General features: G+C 71.8%; 13 protein-coding genes, 1 tRNA gene and 1 riboswitch. Of the genes, 7 read left to right on the forward strand and 7 right to left on the reverse strand.

The features are described from left to right. Positions 1–102: 102 nt before the first annotated feature. Positions 103–738, forward strand: coding sequence for a GTP cyclohydrolase II (gene ribA / locus AB0D34_RS05125; protein WP_362656568.1), 636 nt, complete (start codon positions 103–105; stop codon positions 736–738). Positions 739–741: 3 nt separating this feature from the next. On the opposite strand, the gene AB0D34_RS05130 is transcribed toward ribA, so the two are convergent. The 3 genes from AB0D34_RS05130 to AB0D34_RS05140 all read right to left on the reverse strand — a co-directional run bounded on the left by AB0D34_RS05130 (position 742) and on the right by AB0D34_RS05140 (position 2,867). Then, on the reverse strand, positions 742–1,392 hold the full coding sequence (locus AB0D34_RS05130) for a response regulator transcription factor (protein WP_362656571.1): 651 nt from the start codon (positions 1,390–1,392) through the stop codon (positions 742–744). Continuing rightward, positions 1,380–2,531, reverse strand: coding sequence for a histidine kinase (locus AB0D34_RS05135; RefSeq protein WP_362656574.1), 1,152 nt, complete (start codon positions 2,529–2,531; stop codon positions 1,380–1,382). Before AB0D34_RS05135 ends, AB0D34_RS05130 begins: the two co-directional genes overlap by 13 nt. A gap of 84 nt (positions 2,532–2,615) precedes the next feature. After that, complete coding sequence (locus AB0D34_RS05140; protein ID WP_362656576.1) at positions 2,616–2,867, reverse strand: hypothetical protein; 252 nt, start codon at positions 2,865–2,867, stop codon at positions 2,616–2,618. Positions 2,868–2,999: 132 nt separating this feature from the next. Between AB0D34_RS05140 and AB0D34_RS05145 the strand changes: the two genes are divergently transcribed. The 5 genes from AB0D34_RS05145 to AB0D34_RS05165 all read left to right on the forward strand — a co-directional run bounded on the left by AB0D34_RS05145 (position 3,000) and on the right by AB0D34_RS05165 (position 7,985). Continuing rightward, positions 3,000–4,223 (forward strand): alginate lyase family protein, encoded by a 1,224-nt coding sequence (locus AB0D34_RS05145; protein ID WP_362656579.1) that lies wholly within the window; start codon positions 3,000–3,002, stop codon positions 4,221–4,223. 53 nt (positions 4,224–4,276) lie between these two features. Further along, a tRNA-Met gene (locus AB0D34_RS05150) sits at positions 4,277–4,350 on the forward strand. Positions 4,351–4,457: 107 nt separating this feature from the next. After that, positions 4,458–5,543: a PP2C family protein-serine/threonine phosphatase gene (locus AB0D34_RS05155; protein WP_362656582.1), complete on the forward strand. Its 1,086-nt coding sequence runs from the start codon at positions 4,458–4,460 to the stop codon at positions 5,541–5,543. Between the two features lie 224 nt (positions 5,544–5,767). Next, positions 5,768–5,924, forward strand: a riboswitch (cyclic di-AMP (ydaO/yuaA leader). A gap of 11 nt (positions 5,925–5,935) precedes the next feature. Continuing rightward, a complete protein-coding gene (locus AB0D34_RS05160) occupies positions 5,936–6,964 on the forward strand; it encodes a M23 family metallopeptidase (protein ID WP_362656585.1) in 1,029 nt (342 codons plus the stop codon). 67 nt (positions 6,965–7,031) lie between these two features. Then, entirely contained in the window at positions 7,032–7,985 is a 954-nt protein-coding gene (locus AB0D34_RS05165; protein ID WP_362656588.1) for an aldo/keto reductase, read from the forward strand. A gap of 9 nt (positions 7,986–7,994) precedes the next feature. On the opposite strand, the gene AB0D34_RS05170 is transcribed toward AB0D34_RS05165, so the two are convergent. From AB0D34_RS05170 to AB0D34_RS05185, 4 genes are all read right to left on the reverse strand, one after another. Then, positions 7,995–9,338 (reverse strand): PrsW family intramembrane metalloprotease, encoded by a 1,344-nt coding sequence (locus tag AB0D34_RS05170; RefSeq protein ID WP_362656591.1) that lies wholly within the window; start codon positions 9,336–9,338, stop codon positions 7,995–7,997. Positions 9,339–9,389: 51 nt separating this feature from the next. After that, entirely contained in the window at positions 9,390–10,277 is an 888-nt protein-coding gene (trmB, locus tag AB0D34_RS05175; RefSeq protein WP_362656594.1) for a tRNA (guanosine(46)-N7)-methyltransferase TrmB, read from the reverse strand. A gap of 59 nt (positions 10,278–10,336) precedes the next feature. Then, a complete protein-coding gene (lhgO, locus tag AB0D34_RS05180) occupies positions 10,337–11,539 on the reverse strand; it encodes an L-2-hydroxyglutarate oxidase (protein WP_362656597.1) in 1,203 nt (400 codons plus the stop codon). Positions 11,540–11,701: 162 nt separating this feature from the next. Further along, the gene (locus tag AB0D34_RS05185) at positions 11,702–13,126 is read right to left on the reverse strand and encodes an MFS transporter (protein WP_362656600.1); all 1,425 of its coding nucleotides are present in this window, start codon (positions 13,124–13,126) and stop codon (positions 11,702–11,704) included. 684 nt (positions 13,127–13,810) lie between these two features. On the opposite strand from AB0D34_RS05185, the gene AB0D34_RS05190 reads away from it, so the two are divergent. Then, complete coding sequence (locus tag AB0D34_RS05190) at positions 13,811–15,898, forward strand: asparagine synthase-related protein (protein WP_362656603.1); 2,088 nt, start codon at positions 13,811–13,813, stop codon at positions 15,896–15,898. The last annotated feature ends 147 nt before the right edge of the window (positions 15,899–16,045 follow it).

A 16,045-nucleotide genomic window follows, 5' to 3' on the forward strand; every position in this document is an offset into this window, starting at 1 on the left:
CAAATTTAAAGCATGAGGTAGGGTCTCGAACCGTGGAGCTGCTTCAAAACTGAAGCACCGAAGCAGATATCTCCACGGAGCCTATGGATCCGGAGTATCCGCATGACCGAGACCCCCGCCGCCACCCAGCGCTCCCGCGTCCGCGTCCCCCTGCGCTTCGGGGACGGCTACCGCGTCGACGCCGAACTCGTCACCTTCCACGGCCTGGCCGACGGTCAGGAACACCTCGCCGTGGTCCTCGGCGACCCGGGCCCCGTGCCCCTGGTGCGGCTGCACTCCGAGTGCCTCACCGGCGACGTCTTCGGTTCCGCCCGCTGCGACTGCGGCCCGCAGCTGCGCGAGGCGGTCGAGCGCATAGCCGAGCGCGGCGGGGTCCTGCTCTACCTCCGCCAGGAGGGCCGCGGCATCGGTCTCTACAACAAGCTCGACGCGTACGCCCTCCAGGACCAGGGTCTCGACACCTACGCCGCGAACACCGCCCTCGGCCTGCCCGAGGACGCCCGCGACTACACGGCGGCCGCGCAGATGCTGACCGCCCTGGGGATCGGTGAGCTCGACCTGCTCTCCAACAACCCCGACAAGGCGGGGCAGTTGCGCGACCTCGGCATCGACGTCCGGGACCGGGTCCCCACCGGGGTGTTCACCACCGCGCACAACGTCCGGTACCTGCGCGCGAAGGTCCTGCAGACCCAGCACACGCTGCCGCTGGGGGAGTTGACCGAGCTCGGCGTCGGATGAGGGTCACTTCGGGGTGTGGGCCAGGTACGCCAGTACCGCCAGTACCCGCCGGTGGCCGCTGTCGCTCGGGGGCAGGCCCAGCTTGAGGAAGACGTTGCCGATGTGCTTGCTGACCGCGCGCTCGGTGACGACCAGGGTCGAGGCGATGGTCGTGTTGTCGTGCCCCTCGGCCATCAGCTTGAGCACCTCGCGCTCGCGCGGGGTGAGGGAGTCCAGCGGGGTGTCGCGGCGGCGGGTGAGGAGTTCGGCGACGACCTCGGGGTCGAGCGCGGTGCCGCCGGCCCTGACCCGCTCCAGCGCGTCGAGGAACTCGTCGACCCGGCCGACCCGGTCCTTGAGCAGATAGCCGACCCCGCTGGTGCCACCGCCCAGCAGTTCGGCGGCGTACGACTCCTCGACGTACTGGGACAGGACCAGGACCGGCAGCCCGGGGATCCTCTCGCGGGCATCGAGGGCGGCCCTGAGGCCCTCGTCGCGGAAGCCGGGAGGCATCCGCACATCGAGCACGGCCACGTCCGGCCGGTGTTCCAGCAGGGCGGGCAGGATCTCGGGGCCGGTGCCCACGACGGCCACCACCTCGTGCCCGGAAGACGTCAGCAACAGGACGAGCCCCTCTCTCAGAAGGGCGTTGTCCTCGGCGATCACCACACGCACGGCAGCTCCACATCGATCACGGTCGGACCCCCGACCGGGCTGGTCACTTCCAGAGTCCCGTCGAGGGCGGCGACCCTGCGCCGCATCCCGAGCAGACCCGATCCCCGCGACTCGTCGGCACCGCCCCGGCCCTCGTCCCGGACCCGCACGGTAAGACCGCGCCGGGTGCGCGTGAGTTGAACCTCGGCGCGATCCACGCCGCTGTACTTGGCGACATTGGTGAGCGACTCGGCCACCACGAAGTAGGCCGCCGCCTCCACCGCCGCGGGCGCCCGCGTGCCCTCCCCGAGGCCGCCGTCCTCCACGCTCACCGCGAGGCCGCTGCTCGACGCGAGCGCCCGCACCGCGCCGACCAGACCCCGGTCGGTGAGGATCGGCGGATGGATGCCGCGCACCACCTGCCGCAGCTCCGTCAGCGCCTGCTCGGCCTGGTCCTGGGCGTCGTCGAGGAGTTTGCGGGCCGCGTCGGGGTCACGGTCGTAGGCCCGCTTGGCCAGGCCGATCCGCATCGAGAGCGCCACGAGGTTGGCCTGGGCGCCGTCGTGCAGGTCCCGCTCGATACGGCGCAGTTCCGCCTCGTGGGCGGCGATGGCGTCGGCCCGGGTCTCCTTCAGTTCCTCGACCCGCCGGGCGAGCCTCGCCTTCGGGGACGGCATCAGCAGCAGGGTCGACCAGCGGGCCTCGGTGTCCGCGAGCCTCACGATCAGCGGGAGGACGACCGGGCCGCGGCGCAGGATCCCGGCCCACACACCGTCGACCACCAGGCCGAGGGGCCACAGCGGGAGGGCGAGGGCGAGCAGGGCGCCGTAGACGTAGTAGCAGAGCATCCAGCGGACGTCGGTGAGCGTGCCGGAGTCCCTCACGGAGATCCGCAGCCGCTCGCGCAGCGTGCCGGTCATCGGCGTGTACGCCTCCGGGATCTCCCGGCCCGTCCACAGGGCGGTCAGGTTCCGTTTGGCGCCGGCGATCCGCCGGATCAGCAGCACCGCCTCGGGCAGCAACCAGCAGCCGACCACCGCGAGCGTGCCGACGGCGGTGATCAGCAGCACGGTGACGAAGATGTACAACCCGAAGCACATCGCCGCGGCCACGACGAGATGCACGGTCGCCATCGCCGCACGCTGCACTGTCTTCCACATGCGCTGCACGCTAGATGATCCGACCCCTGGCGCACGGTGTAGCCCGCTACACCATCCGCCCGGTACCGGCGAGGGGCGACAGCGCTACGAGGACCCGCCCTCGCTGTGGTCGCGGACCCAGTTCCGGTGGGCGTTCGAGCCCTCGCGGCCGGGGGAGAGCTTCAGCACGACCCCGTCGTCGATCTGCTCCAGGACCGTCACCACATAGGGAGACCCCGCGTGCACGGCCAGCCGGACGCTGCCGTTGGCGAACTCCGTCACCCGGAGCGTCCGGCCGCCGGAGAGCGGGATGTCCCGCTTGTCGATCTCCGTCGGGCGCTCGTCGGCTGCCGTCATGGTCCCCTCCTCGTTTCCCGTGAGGGGGCGTCACAGTACGCCCGTCCCACCCGGCCGATCGGCCCAACCGGACCTGCGCCCCACCGCCCCCCGTCCCACCCTGGCCCCATGGCCCCATGGCCCCATGGCCCCATGGCTCCACGGCGTACCGCGGCCCTGCTGCTCGCGCTCCTGCTCACCGTGCTGATCACCTCCTGCGGCACCGCCGGCTCCGGCGCCCGCACGATGGCCCGCGCCCTGCCCCCGGACGCGCGCTTCACCCACCCCGGTGTGCTCGTCGGCAAGGACCAGCTGGACGCCGTACGGGAGCGGGTCACGGCGGGGAAGCAGCCGTGGCTGGCGGCGTACCTGGACATGCGGGACAGCAAGTACGGGTCGTACAGGTACCGGCCCGAGCCGTACGCGAGCGTGGACTGCCCCGGCGGTGACCACGCCGAGCGGCCGGCGCACGGCTGTGTCGAGGAGCGCGAGGACGCCGTCGCCGCCTACACCCAGGCCCTGCTGTTCACCGTCACCAAAAAGCAGCAGCACGCCGTGAAGGCCAGGGAGATCCTGGACGCCTGGTCGGCGCGGATGCGGCGGCACACGAAGGAGGACTCCGGGCTGCAGACCGGATGGGCCGGGTCCACCTGGGCGCGGGCCGCCGAGATCATCCGCTACGACGAGAAGGCCGGGTGGCCCGCCGACCGCGTCCGGCGCTTCGAGCACATGCTGCGGACCGCCTATCTGCCGGCCGTCACCCGGAAGGTGCCCGACTACAACGGCAACTGGGACCTCGTGATGACCGACGCCGCCATCGGCATCGCCGTCTTCCTCAACGACCACAAGGCCTTCGACCACGCGGTGGAGCGGTTCCGCGAGCGCGTGCCCGCCTACTTCTATCTGGAGAAGGACGGCAAGATCCCGCTCACCCCGCCCGGCTCCACCGTCAACACCCCGCGGAAGCTGACCACTTACTGGTTCGGGCAGACGACCTTCAAGGACGGCCTCGCCCAGGAGACCTGCCGCAACCTCAAGCACGTCGGGTACTCCCTCGCCGCCGCCGCGCACGTCGCCGAGACCGCCTGGCACCAGGGCGTCGACCTCTACGGCGAGGTCAAGGACCGGCTCGGAGCCGCGCTCGACCTCCACGCCCGCTACCAGTCCGGCGAGCCCGCGCCCGCCTGGCTCTGCGGCGGCAAGGTGGTCCGGAACATGGGCCCGGACCTGGAGGTGGCCCTCAACCACCTGGAGAACCGGCTCCACGTCCCCGTCCCGGCCGCGCACAAGCTCGCCGTGCGGAGCCGGCCCGCGGGCACCGACGCCCTCTTCGTCTCCTGGGAGACCCTCACCCACGCCGGGAACCCCGGCCGCTGAAACAACCCTGGCGCGAACCACCCCGTGGATGACGTATGCTGGTTACACAACGACGCGGGGTGGAGCAGCTCGGTAGCTCGCTGGGCTCATAACCCAGAGGTCGCAGGTTCAAATCCTGTCCCCGCTACTGAAGGCTCAGGGCCGGAATCCAGTGACTGGATTCCGGCCCTGAGTGTTTCCCCCGGTCGGTCCACCCGGCTCGCCTGCGGAAAGCAGCCAGGGGAACCTGGAGGAGTGGAGCAGGAGGGGCCGATCTCGTACGCGCGCACCGTCGTCCGCATGCTCCCGGCACTGCTGATCGTCGTCGGCGCGTTCTACGACTACTTCACCCCCTCGCAGTTCTCCGCGGCGCCCCTCTTCACCGCCGCGCCCCTGGTCGCCGCCCCGCTGTACTCGCGGCGCGGCACCATCCTCACCGGTGTCGCGTCCGTCCTCGTCGTCCTCGCCATCCATGTCAGGCTCGGCCTCCTCCTCGAAGTGGACGCCGTCACCGAGACGGTCACCGTGGTGACGGTCGCCGTCCTGGCCGTCCTCATCAACCTCCTCGTCCGCCGCAGCAGCGAGCAGCTCGCCTCCCAGCGCGAGATCGCCGAGGCCGCCCAGCGCGCGGTGCTGCCCCAACCCGCCGGGCGCATCGGCGGGTTGGACATCGCGGTGCGCTACGAGGCGGCCCAGGCCGACGCCTTCATCGGCGGCGACCTGTACGCCGTGCAGGACAGCCCGCACGGGGTACGGCTGATCGTCGGGGACGTGCGCGGCAAGGGCATCGGGGCGGTGGCGGCCGTCGCGATCGTCATCGGGGCGTTCCGGGAGGCCGCCGAGCAGGAGTCCACGCTGGAGGCGGTCGCCCAGCGGCTGGAGCGGGCGCTGGCGCGGGAGGGCACGCGCCGGGACAGCGTCGAGGCCTTCGAGGGGTTCACCACCGCGGTCCTCGCGGAACTCCCGCACGGCGAGGGGGTCGTACGGCTCGTCAACCGCGGGCACCCGCCACCCCTGCTGCTGCACGCCGACGGCACGGTGTGCGCGCTGCCGCCCCGGGAACCCGCGCTGCCGCTCGGCATGGGCGACCTCGGCACGTGGCCCGACCGCGCCGAGCAGAGCCGCTTCCCGGGCGGGGCCACGCTGCTCCTGTACACCGACGGACTGTCCGAGGCACGGGACGGTCAGGGGCGGTTCTACGACCCCGAGGCCCGCCTTGCCGGCCGTGGCTTCCCGGACCCCGGCGCGCTGCTGCTGACCCTCGCGGAGGAGGCGCGCCGGCATTCCGGTGGGTTCCTGACCGACGACATGGCGCTGCTCGCCGTACGACGGCCGTCGTGACGTGGTGTGAGCGGGCGAGCGCCCTCCGCATAACAACTGACATACCGTCATTACCTGTGGGTCACGTGAGGCAAGGTCAACTCGCCCGTTTTTCGCCGTTCATGGGCCGTAAGTCCTGCGGGATTTCGTTAACGATCAAGCGGAACAGCTTGGAATCGGGCCCCCGGGTCTATTAACGTTCGATAACGCAGCGCGGTCGTCCCAGCCGTCACAAGAGACGGCTCCGTGCTCACGCGCCGAATTCCGCAAGGGAACCGGGGAACCACCACTTGGGGTGAATCGCTCGTAGTCCGCCGTGCCAGCACGGCGGGTATACGCGCGTAGGAGACCTTCCTGCTCCGAACCCGTCAGCTAACCCGGTAGGCGAGAAGGAAGGAAAGGAGTACGCCCACGTGGCGTCCAACCCGCCTGCCCCCGAGGCGCCGTACGTACCCAGCGACACTCTCGTGTACGGCGGTTACCGTGCTGACGACGAGGCCCCCCTCGGCGAGTGGAACCCGACCGCGGAGTCCCTCGCTCCGGTGCGCGGCCGGCATCGCGTCGCCAAGCAGCGCGGCGGAGGATTCGCCCGCAGCTCCACCGTTCTGGGCGTCGGTGTCATAGCCGCCGTCAGCGCCGGCGGCATGGCCAGCGCCAACACCGGCAAGCCGCCGGTGTCCATCTCCATGCCGGACCTGCCGAACGTGGGCTCGCTCATCTCGGACGAGTCCGCCTCCTCCGACGACACGAGCGCCTTCAGCACGGTCGGCACCGACTCCACTCAGACGACGCAGGCCGCGTCCACCTCGGACGCCGGTGAGGTGCTGCGCTCGCGGATCCTGGCCCAGGCCGAGCAGCAGCAGGACCAGATCGACACCAAGGCCGCCCAGGCCGTCGCGGACGCCGCCGAGAAGGAGGCCGACGCGGCCGCCGCCAAGGCGGAGCAGGACGCCCAGGAGAAGGCCGCCGCCGCGAAGAAGAAGGCGGAGGAGGAGGCCGCGAAGAAGGCCGAGGCCGAGCGCCTGGCCGAGCTCGCCAAGCAGTACACGCTGCCGACCTCCTCGTACACCATCACCTCGACCTTCGGTCAGGCCGGCTCCCTGTGGTCCTCCGGCTACCACACGGGCCTCGACTTCGCCGCCCCCACGGGCACGCTGATCAAGGCGATCCACAGCGGCACCATCACCGAGGCCGGCTGGGCCGGCTCCTACGGCTACCGCACGATCCTCACCCTCGACGACGGCACCGAGCTGTGGTTCTGCCACCAGTCCTCGATCAGCGTCAGCGTCGGCCAGAAGGTCAGCACCGGTGACGTCATCGGGCGCGTCGGCGCCACGGGCAACGTGACCGGCGCGCACCTGCACCTGGAGGTCCACCCCGGCGGCTCGGCCGACGGGATCGACCCGATGGCGTGGCTGCGGGGCAAGGGGCTCAACCCCTGAGGTTCTTTACGGAACTTTGTCGCAGGCATCGGAAGACCGGCTTCCGGTGCCTGCGTTGACGTAGGACATGACTTCCATTCCTCTTCGCAAGCTCGGCTCCTCCGATCTGGAGGTCTTCCCGCTCTCCCTCGGCGGCAACGTGTTCGGCTGGACCGCGGACGAGACCACGTCCTTCGCGGTCCTCGACGCGTACACGGCCGCGGGCGGCAACTTCATCGACACGGCCGACTCGTACTCGGCGTGGGTGGACGGCAACTCCGGCGGTGAGTCCGAGACCGTCATCGGCAGGTGGCTCGCGGCCCGCGGCAACCGCGACGACGTCGTCATCGCCACGAAGGTCAGCCAGCACCCCGACTTCCCCGGTCTGTCCGCCGAGAACATCAAGGCGGCGGCGGAGGCCTCGCTGCGGCGCCTGGGCACCGACCACATCGACCTGTACTACACCCACTTCGACAAGCCGGAGACACCCGTCGAGGAGATCATCGGCGCGCTGGACGAGCTGGTGAAGGCGGGCAAGGTGCGGGCGACAGGGGCGTCCAACATCTCCGCCGAGCGTCTGTCGGAGTCCCTGGCCTTCTCGGACCGCGAGGGCCTGGCTCGTTATGTCGCCCTCCAGCCCCACTACAACCTGGTCTCCCGCGACACCTACGAGGGCGAACTCCAGGCCGTCGCCGCCCACCAGGGCCTCGCCGCCGTCCCGTACTTCGCCCTCGCCTCCGGCTTCCTCACGGGCAAGTACCGCCCGGGCGCGACGGTCGAGAGCGCCCGTGCGAAGGGGGGCGCGGGCAAGCACCTGGAGACGGAGCGCGGCCGCAAGGTCCTGGCAGCCCTCGACGAGATCGCCGCCTCCCACGACACCCCGGTCGCCACGGTCGCCCTTGCCTGGCTCGCCGCCCAGCCGACGGTCACGGCCCCGATCGCGTCGGCCCGCACGGTGGAGCAGCTCCCGGCACTGCTGGGGGTGGCGGAACTGACGCTGACGGAGGAGGAGCTCGGGCGCCTGACGGAGGCGTCGGCGTAGACCTGGCCCCTACGTCCGGTACGGGTTGTACGCGGGGTACGGCACCGTCGGTGGGACCGGCTGCGCCGGGTGCGGCGGATGTCCGTACACCCCGTACACCGGCCAAGGCGGCGCAGCCACCGGTACCGGCGGCGCCGTCATCCGCGCCGCGTGATCCAGCGCCGGCCGCGCCACCTCCCGCCGCCACCACAGCTCCTGCAACAACTCCCGCTCCCGTACGACGAAGTCGGCCCCGGCCCGCCCCAGCCGCCCCCGTCGCCGTAGAAACGCCAGAGACGTCGCGTACGCCTCGTACTGCGCGACCGCCCGCCCCGCGGCACGCCCGCCGAGCTGCCGCCGTGCGTACTCCCGGGCCACCCGCCGCGCCCGCATCGATCCGAGCGCATACGGCTCGGTCGGTGTCAGCCACCCCGCGACGGCGTACGCGGGCAGTTCCTCGCGCACCGTCTTCAGCTCCCGCTGCCGTGTCCAGATCACCAGCCAGGTCAGCAGCGCGAACGCGGGCACCATGAACATCGCGTACACCGCGAAGAACCCGTACTCCCCGAGCGTCGACGAGCCGTTCCACATCGCGTGCATGCCCATGGCGAGCAGCAGCCCCGACAGCGGGACGAGCACCCGCCGTATGTGCTGGCGTTCCGCCGACAACGCGGAGATGCCGAAGCCGATGCCGGTGAGGACGGTGAACAGGGGGTGCGCGAACGGCGACATCACCACCCGTACGAAGAAGGTCGCGGCGGTGACGGAGGCGATGCCCCGGTCGCCGGTGAGCTGGTCGGTGCCGAAGGCGGTGCCGAGGTAGAGGATGTTCTCGGTGAACGCGAACCCGGTCGCGGTGACCCCGGCGATCACCACCCCGTCGACGATCCCGGTGAAGTCCCGTCTGCGGAACAGGAAGACGAGCAGTACGGCGGCGGCCTTGGCCGACTCCTCGACGACCGGTGCTATCACGGTCGCGCCGAGGGTGTCTGCGCTGGTCGGGTCGGCGGTCGCGGTGGCTATCCACTTCGTCGCGAAACTGTTGGCGATGATCGCTATCAGCGCGGCCGCGCAGGCCCCCCACGCGAAGGCGAACAGCAGGTTCCGCCAGGGTCCCGGTTCGACCCGGTCGAGCCAGCGGAAGGCGGCTATGAGCAGCGGCACGGGCAGGACGGCGAGGCCGAGGCCGACCAGGAACCCCTCGGTGCCGGTCTGTTCGCGGACCAGGGCGAGGATGACGAGCCCGGACAGCGCCAGAAGCGTGGTCAGAGCGCCGTAGCGCACCCACTTCCGCTGCCACCAGTGAGCATGCCGCAGCGTGCCGCCACCGGTGGGGTCACCGGGGTGCGTCGGATACGGGGGACAGGTGGCCACAGCATCGACCTTAACGAGACGGAGGCGCCGCCCGCAGCCGGGCGGTCACGCTCAGGCGCCGGTGGGGGGTTGAGCGGATCGGTCGGTTCGGTCGCCGTGCTGTACGCGGCGGAACAGCAGGTCGTTCACGACATGTCCCTTGTCCAGTCCCTGTCCCTCGAAACGGGTCAGCGGCCGGAACTCGGGACGCGACGCAAAACCGCCCTCGGCCTGGGTGTTCTCGAAGCAGGGGTGCGCGGAGAGCACTTCGAGCATCTGTTCGGCGTACGGCTCCCAGTCGGTCGCGCAGTGCACGAGGGCGCCGGCCCTGAGGCGGGTCGCGGCCAGGTCGAGGAACTCCGGCTGGATCAGCCGTCGCTTGTGGTGCCGCTTCTTGGGCCAGGGGTCGGGGAAGTAGACGCGCAGCCCGTCGAGCGAGTCCTCGGAGAGCATCTCGCGCAGCAGGATGATGGCGTCGCCGTTGCCGACCCGGACGTTGGACAGCTTCTGCTGTTCGGCGAGGTTGAGCAGGTTCCCCTGCCCGGGCGTGTGCACGTCGACGGCGAGGATGTTGGTCTTCGGCTCGGCCGCGGCCATCTGCGCGGTGGCCTCACCCATCCCGAACCCGATCTCCAGCACGACGGGGTTGTCGTTTCCGAACATCTCGCCGAGGTCGATCGTGCGCTGCCCGTCGATGTCGAGCCCCCACGTGGGCCACAGCCGCTGCAATGCGTCCGCCTGCCCCGCCGTCACCCGGCTCCGCCGGGGCTGGAAACTCCGGATCCGCCGCTCGAAGTGCGACCCGGCGGGATCGGCACTGGGCCCGTCGGGAAACCGCGGCTCCCCTTTGCCACGGGTGTGCCGCACGGAGACACCGGGGGCGTGCGGAGCGGCCGCGCCGACGTCGGCGGGCCGGTGCTGGGGCCGGGGGGCTTCGGAAGCGTTGAGGGAGTCAGACACAGTGAGGTCGATTTTACGGGGCGGCCGGAGCCGAACGCGGCTCAGGGATGTTCCGCCCGTCACGCGGAGCGCAACGCCTCCAGCGCCCGCCGGGCCACCTCCCGCCCGATCGGCAGCGAGGCCGTCGCCGCAGGCGAGGGCGCGTTCAGCACATGGACGGTCCGGGGCCCCTCCCGGAACAGGAAGTCGTCCACCAGCGTCCCGTCCCGGAGCACCGCCTGCGCCCGCACCCCCGCGGCCGAGGGCACCAGGTCGTCCGGCGTGACAGCGGGCAGCAGCCTGCGCACCGCCGCGGTGAACGCCCTGCGCGACACCGACCGCCGCAGCTCCCCCGTGCCGTACCGCCAGTGCCGCCGGGCTATCTGCCAGGACCCCGGCCAGGCCAGGGTCGCCCCGAGCTCCCGGGGCCGTACGACCCCCCAGCCGTACCCCTCCCGGGCCAGCGCCGGCACCGCGTTGGGCCCGATGTGGACGCTGCCGTCGATCCCGCGCGTGAGATGCACCCCGAGGAACGGAAACGCCGGATCCGGCACCGGATACACCAGCCCCCGCACCAGCTCGGGCCGCGCCAGTGTGTAGTACTCCCCGCGGAACGGCACGATCCGCATCTCCGGGTCGTCCCCGGTCAGCCGCGCGATCTCGTCGCAGTGCAGCCCGGCACAGTTCACCAGCACCCGCGCCCGTACGACATCCCCGGCGCCCGTCAGCACGGCGACCCCGAGCTCCGGCCGCCGGTCGATCCGCCGCACCTCGGCGCCGTACCGGATCTCCGCCCCCGAGGCCTCGGCGAGCTGCCGTGCGACCCCGACGAAGTCGCACACCCCGGTCGTCCCGACGTGTATGGCGGCGAGCCCCTCCACCTCGGGTTCGTACTCCGCGATCTGTGCGGCGCCCAGCTCCCGCACCGGGATGCCGTTCTCCCGGCCGCGCTGCACCAGGCCGTGCAGCCGGGGCAGCTCGTCGCGCTCGGTCGCGACGATCAGCTTGCCGGTCACCGCGTGAGCGATGCCGTACTCCGCGCAGAACTTGACCATCTCGGCGGCCCCGCGCACGGCGTACCGCGCCTTGAGCGACCCGGGCCGGTAGTAGATCCCGCTGTGGATCACCCCGCTGTTCCGCCCGGTCTGATGCCGGGCGGGCCCGGCCTCCTTCTCCAGCACGACGACCCGTGTACCGGGCGCGCTCCGCGTGATCGCATACGCCGTGGACAACCCGACGATGCCCCCACCGATCACGAGCACGTCACAGTCGTAAGCGACCACGTCTGCACCACCTCCGCCTCCGATAGTGCACTGCACCACTGACAGCCACTTCAAACGCCGGGTTCGGTGATGCTGTTTCAGGGGCGCGGGGAACTGCGCGACCAGCCACAACGCGCCCGAAGACGCAAGTCGACCCAAGCCAGGCAGACGCGTAGGCGATCTTTACGCCGGAGCCATCAGAAGTGGCCGAGCCCGCTCGCGCAGCTCCACCACCCGCGGCTCGTCCCCGTACGGCTCCAGCCGGTGCAGAAGATCCTTCACATACTCGGTGGTGCGCGCCGACGAGATGCGCCCCGCGACCTCCACCGCCCGCACCCCCTGCTCGCACGCCGCGTCGAGATTGCCCGACTCGAGCTCCGCGACCGCGGAGACGACCAGCCGCAGCCCGTGCGACCGTACGAACTCCTCCGTCGGCTTCGACAGCGCCTGCTCCGTGAACCGCCGCACCTGACGCGGCGCCTTTAGATCCCGGTAGCACTCGGCGGCATCGGCGGCGAACCGGTCGTAGGAGTAGAACCCGAGCCACGAGGGGTCGTTGTCCCCCTCCCGGGACCGCTCCAGCCACCCCTCGGCCGCCTTCAGCGCCGCTCCGGCCGCCACCGCGTCACCCGCACGCGCGTGTGCCCGCGCCTCGACGAGCCGGAAGAAGCTCATGGTGCGGGCGGTCGCAAGGCCACGGTTCCGCTCGAGCGCGGCCTGCGCGAGATCGACACCCTCGTCGCCGAACCCTCTGTAGGTCGCCTGTAACGACATCGACGCCAGCACATACCCGCCGAGCGGTACGTCCGCCGCCGCGCGGGCGAGCCGCAGCGCCTGGATGTAGTACCGCTGCGCCGCCTCCTGTTGTCCCGTGTCGAAGGCCATCCAGCCCGCGAGACGGGTGAGTTCGGCGGAGGCCCCGAACAGTGCCCGGCCCACTTCGTCGGAGTACGCGCCGAGCAGCAGCGGTGCCGCCTCCACCCGCAGACACTCCGGCACCATGGACGAACGCCAGTCGCCGCCTCCGTACTTGGAGTCCCAGCGCCTGGCGTCCTCGGCGGCCTCCCGCAGCTTCTGCACATCGCTGTGGCCGACTTTGAGCGGTGCGCCGGAGCCCTCCGAATGGTTCACCTCGCGTGCGACCGAGCTGTCGGCCGGGGTTATCAGCCATCGTGAGGCGGGCGTTGCGTATGCGCTCACTGCGAACGAACCGGCGAGCGACTGCCAGATGCCGCCCGTGCCGGCCCGGCGGCCGGCGAGGTCGAGACGGTAGAGCTCCGTGGCCGACCTGACGGCCTGTCCGACGTCCCTGGGGAAGGCGAGGCCCACCTCCGGCGCGGGATCCGCGTCCGCCAGGCCGATCTCGTGGAGCGGCACCGGGCGGCCGAGCTTCTGGCCGATGGCGGCGGCGATGAGGTGCGGCGCCGCACCCTGCGGCACCATTCCCTTCGACACCCAGCGCGCCACCGACGTCTTGTCGTAGCGAAGAGTCAACCCGCGTTGGGCGCCAAGATCGTTGACGCGACGCGCGAGTCCTGCGTTGCTGATTCCCGCGAGGGCGAGAACGGTGCCGAGCTTTTCGTTCGGCCCGCGTTGCTCCCTGGACATGCGCCACCCCTCGACACAGACGGCTGCCGCGCTGGCATAACCACGCGGCATTCGTAAACCCAGCGTAGTTCGCCGCATCCCAAGCGTTAAGGGGCATTGTTCCGGATGGCGGGATTGTGGTCCGTACTGAAGTACGGGTCCGATACGCGCAGTTGCGTCGTGCTCCCGTTGTGTGGCCGTGCGCCCGTGTGTGCGCTCTTCTCCGGCCATCGGTGGAGCGCTTCGATGGATGATGCGTGGGTCGGCCCGCTGTACTGGATCCAGTGGGCTGGGGGACACCGCCGCCTACATCCCCGCGGGCGGCGGAACGGCCCGGGGGGCGAAGTGGCGTCTCCCGGGCTGCGCGCCTGTCGAGTCGGCGCGCGGCCTGTGTACGGAGCGTGCGTGAGCCTGCTCCGATGTCGCCGATTTGGCCGAAAACCGACCCTCGTCTTCGCGGGCGATCAGCCCTCCCACCACGGTAGTTGAGGGCGCGTTAGGCGTTTTTGGGGAGCGTTTCGGGGGCGCATTCGCGTCGCAAGCCCCCTGCCCCATACAGCCGGCGGCAGGCGTACGCGGGTGTTCACAGGGGCGCGTTCCCCACATCTCCAGCGGCTCCACCGCCCCTACGGCACGCCTCCTTCATGGCAGCATGGTGACCGGTTCGAACGGTGCACTGGTTGTCCACAGCCTGTGGAGGCGTCGATGCGGTGGTTGGTGGGGTGGAGCAGCACCGCCGCAGGTGTTCCCGGGATCGGGTCCGCGGGGGCCACCGGAAGCGACGGCGAGACCGTGCACCCGGTGGGTTCGCATCTCCTGTGGGGCGACCCGGATCCGCTGTGGGCGGTCGGCGACTGGCGGCCCGACGAGGTACGCGTGGTGAAGGTCGACGCGCAGACCCGGATCGCCGTCTTCGGCACCTGCGGGGCCTCCGACGATCAGCTGCGGGTCGGACTGCTCGCCGCGCGCGGAGGGGCACTTCGGCATCTGACGGCCTGGCCCGGCGGCTACACGGCCGTGGTCCAGGTGGGCCGCCGGATCACCGTGTGCGGCGACCTGGCGGGCGCGCGGCCGGTGTTCCACACGCCCTGGGCCGGCGGTACGGCCTACGCGACCGCCGCGCTGCCCCTCGCCGACCTCATCGAGGCCAACCTCGACTTCGGGCACCTCGCCGCCCTCCTCGCCGCCCCCGACGTGCCGGCCGCGCTCCACGACTCCACGCCCTACGAGGGCGTACGGCGCATTCCGCCGGGGCACGCGCTGATCCTGCGCAACGGCGCACGCGAGGTCGCCGGTTACGAACCCGTCGCCTCCCTCGCGGTCGCCGCGCCCTCCGCCGACCCGGACAGCGCGGTCGACGGTGTGCGCGACGCCCTGGTGGACGCGGTACGCGCGCGTCTGTCCGCGCCGCGCCATGTGCCCGACATCGACCCGGGCCCCGTGCCCGGCATGGGGCCCGCCGAACGGCGTGCCGCGCGCGGGATGCCGGTACCGGGGATCGGGGCCGACCTGTCCGGCGGACCCGCGTCGGGAACGCTCGCCCTGCTGGCCGCCGGGTTGCCCGGAATGCCGGGCACGGTCCTCGGACACGGCACCGGGGCGGGCGAGCGGCTGCTCGCGGTCACCTTCAACGACCTCGTCGTGGGCGGGCGGGAGGCCGAGGTGGAGCGGGCCGGGACGCTCGCGGCCAATCCCCGGCTGCATCACGTGGTGGTGGCCGGCGGTGAGGAGACGCTCCCGTACGCCGAACTGGACGGGCCGCTGACGGACGAGCCGGGGCCGTGCCTGGTGACCGCGGCACGGCACCGCGCGCGGCTGGCCGCGGGGAGCGCGGACCACTTCACGGGGTACGGGGCCCGGCAGGTGCTGGACGCGCATCCGGCGCGCCTCGCGGACCTGCTGATGGACCGCAAGCGCCGCCATCTGGTCCGGCCGGTGGCCGCGCTGGCCAAGGCGGACGGTTCCGTGCTCGTCCCCGCGCGCGTGTACGGCGCCGCGCGGAAGCTGGCCCGTACGCCGTACCGGGTCGGTCTGGAGATGTTGGCCGACCGGCTCATGCACCAGCGCTTCGACGAGCCCGGGGGCGCGGTGGGGGCGTCTCTCGCCGCGCTCACCTGGGCCAGACCGGGGCCCGCGGCGCGCTGGCTGACGGGGGAGGCGCTCGCTGAAGTATCGGTTCGCCTGCAGGGGGCCACACAGCGCTCCGGGGTTGGTCCCGGTCAGCATCCCGGTGACTTCCGTGCGCGTGCGGCGCTCGCCCGCCACGCGTCGGATCTGCGGGTTCTGGAGCAGGCCGCGGAGATCCGCTCCCAGCGGCTGCACGCGCCGTTCCTCGACAACCAGGTCGTGCGCGCCTGCCGCGCCCTCCCCGAGGCCCTGCGGGTCCGGCCGGGCGCCCGCGCCGAGATCCTCCGCACGGTCCTGGAGGGCGCGGGTGTCTCCGACCTCCCGCCGGGCTGGGGCGCCCCCTCGCACGCGTCCTCGGCGGCGGCGACCCGGACGGGGCTGCGGGTCGCGGCGGACTCCCTGATGTCGCTGTTCGGCACGCCGTTGCTCGCGCAGGCGGGGCTGGTGGAGGCACGGGTCGTCCGCAAGGCGCTGCGCGGGGCGGCGGAGGGGGAGCCGTTGCCGTTGGACGGCTTGGCGGATCTGGTCTCCCTTGAGCTGTGGTTGGGGCGGTTGCTGGCTCGTCGGGGCACATGCTGGACGGGGACGCCGGCGCGGGCGCGGGCTGTGCCGGCGGGGATTCGGCCGCAGCGGGGGGCGTTGGGGGCGGGGGCCTCCGGCGGTTGAGCCGGGGTTCGGTTGTTTGATTGTCTGCGGGCCGGTGGGGGGCTGGTGTTTTTGCGCAGTTCCCCGTGCCCCTGGATGCCTGCGGCGGCCTGTGCGGGTCCGGTGGGGGCGTGTGTAGCGCGTTGGGTTCGGTGGGTGGGTCGGGGC

The organism is Streptomyces sp. NPDC048420 (assembly GCF_040651535.1).
Classification (GTDB): Bacteria; Actinomycetota; Actinomycetes; order Streptomycetales; family Streptomycetaceae; genus Streptomyces.

Bases quoted from the DNA above. Each gene is read 5' to 3' on its own strand.
- ribA (WP_362656568.1), top strand. From the start codon at position 103: ATGACCGAGACCCCCGCCGCCACCCAGCGCTCCCGCGTCCGCGTCCCC.
- AB0D34_RS05135 (WP_362656574.1), bottom strand. From the start codon at position 2,531: ATGTGGAAGACAGTGCAGCGTGCGGCGATGGCGACCGTGCATCTCGTC.
- AB0D34_RS05140 (WP_362656576.1), bottom strand. From the start codon at position 2,867: ATGACGGCAGCCGACGAGCGCCCGACGGAGATCGACAAGCGGGACATC.
- AB0D34_RS05145 (WP_362656579.1), top strand. From the start codon at position 3,000: ATGGCTCCACGGCGTACCGCGGCCCTGCTGCTCGCGCTCCTGCTCACC.
- AB0D34_RS05165 (WP_362656588.1), top strand. From the start codon at position 7,032: ATGACTTCCATTCCTCTTCGCAAGCTCGGCTCCTCCGATCTGGAGGTC.
- AB0D34_RS05185 (WP_362656600.1), bottom strand. From the start codon at position 13,126: ATGTCCAGGGAGCAACGCGGGCCGAACGAAAAGCTCGGCACCGTTCTC.
- AB0D34_RS05190 (WP_362656603.1), top strand. From the start codon at position 13,811: ATGCGGTGGTTGGTGGGGTGGAGCAGCACCGCCGCAGGTGTTCCCGGG.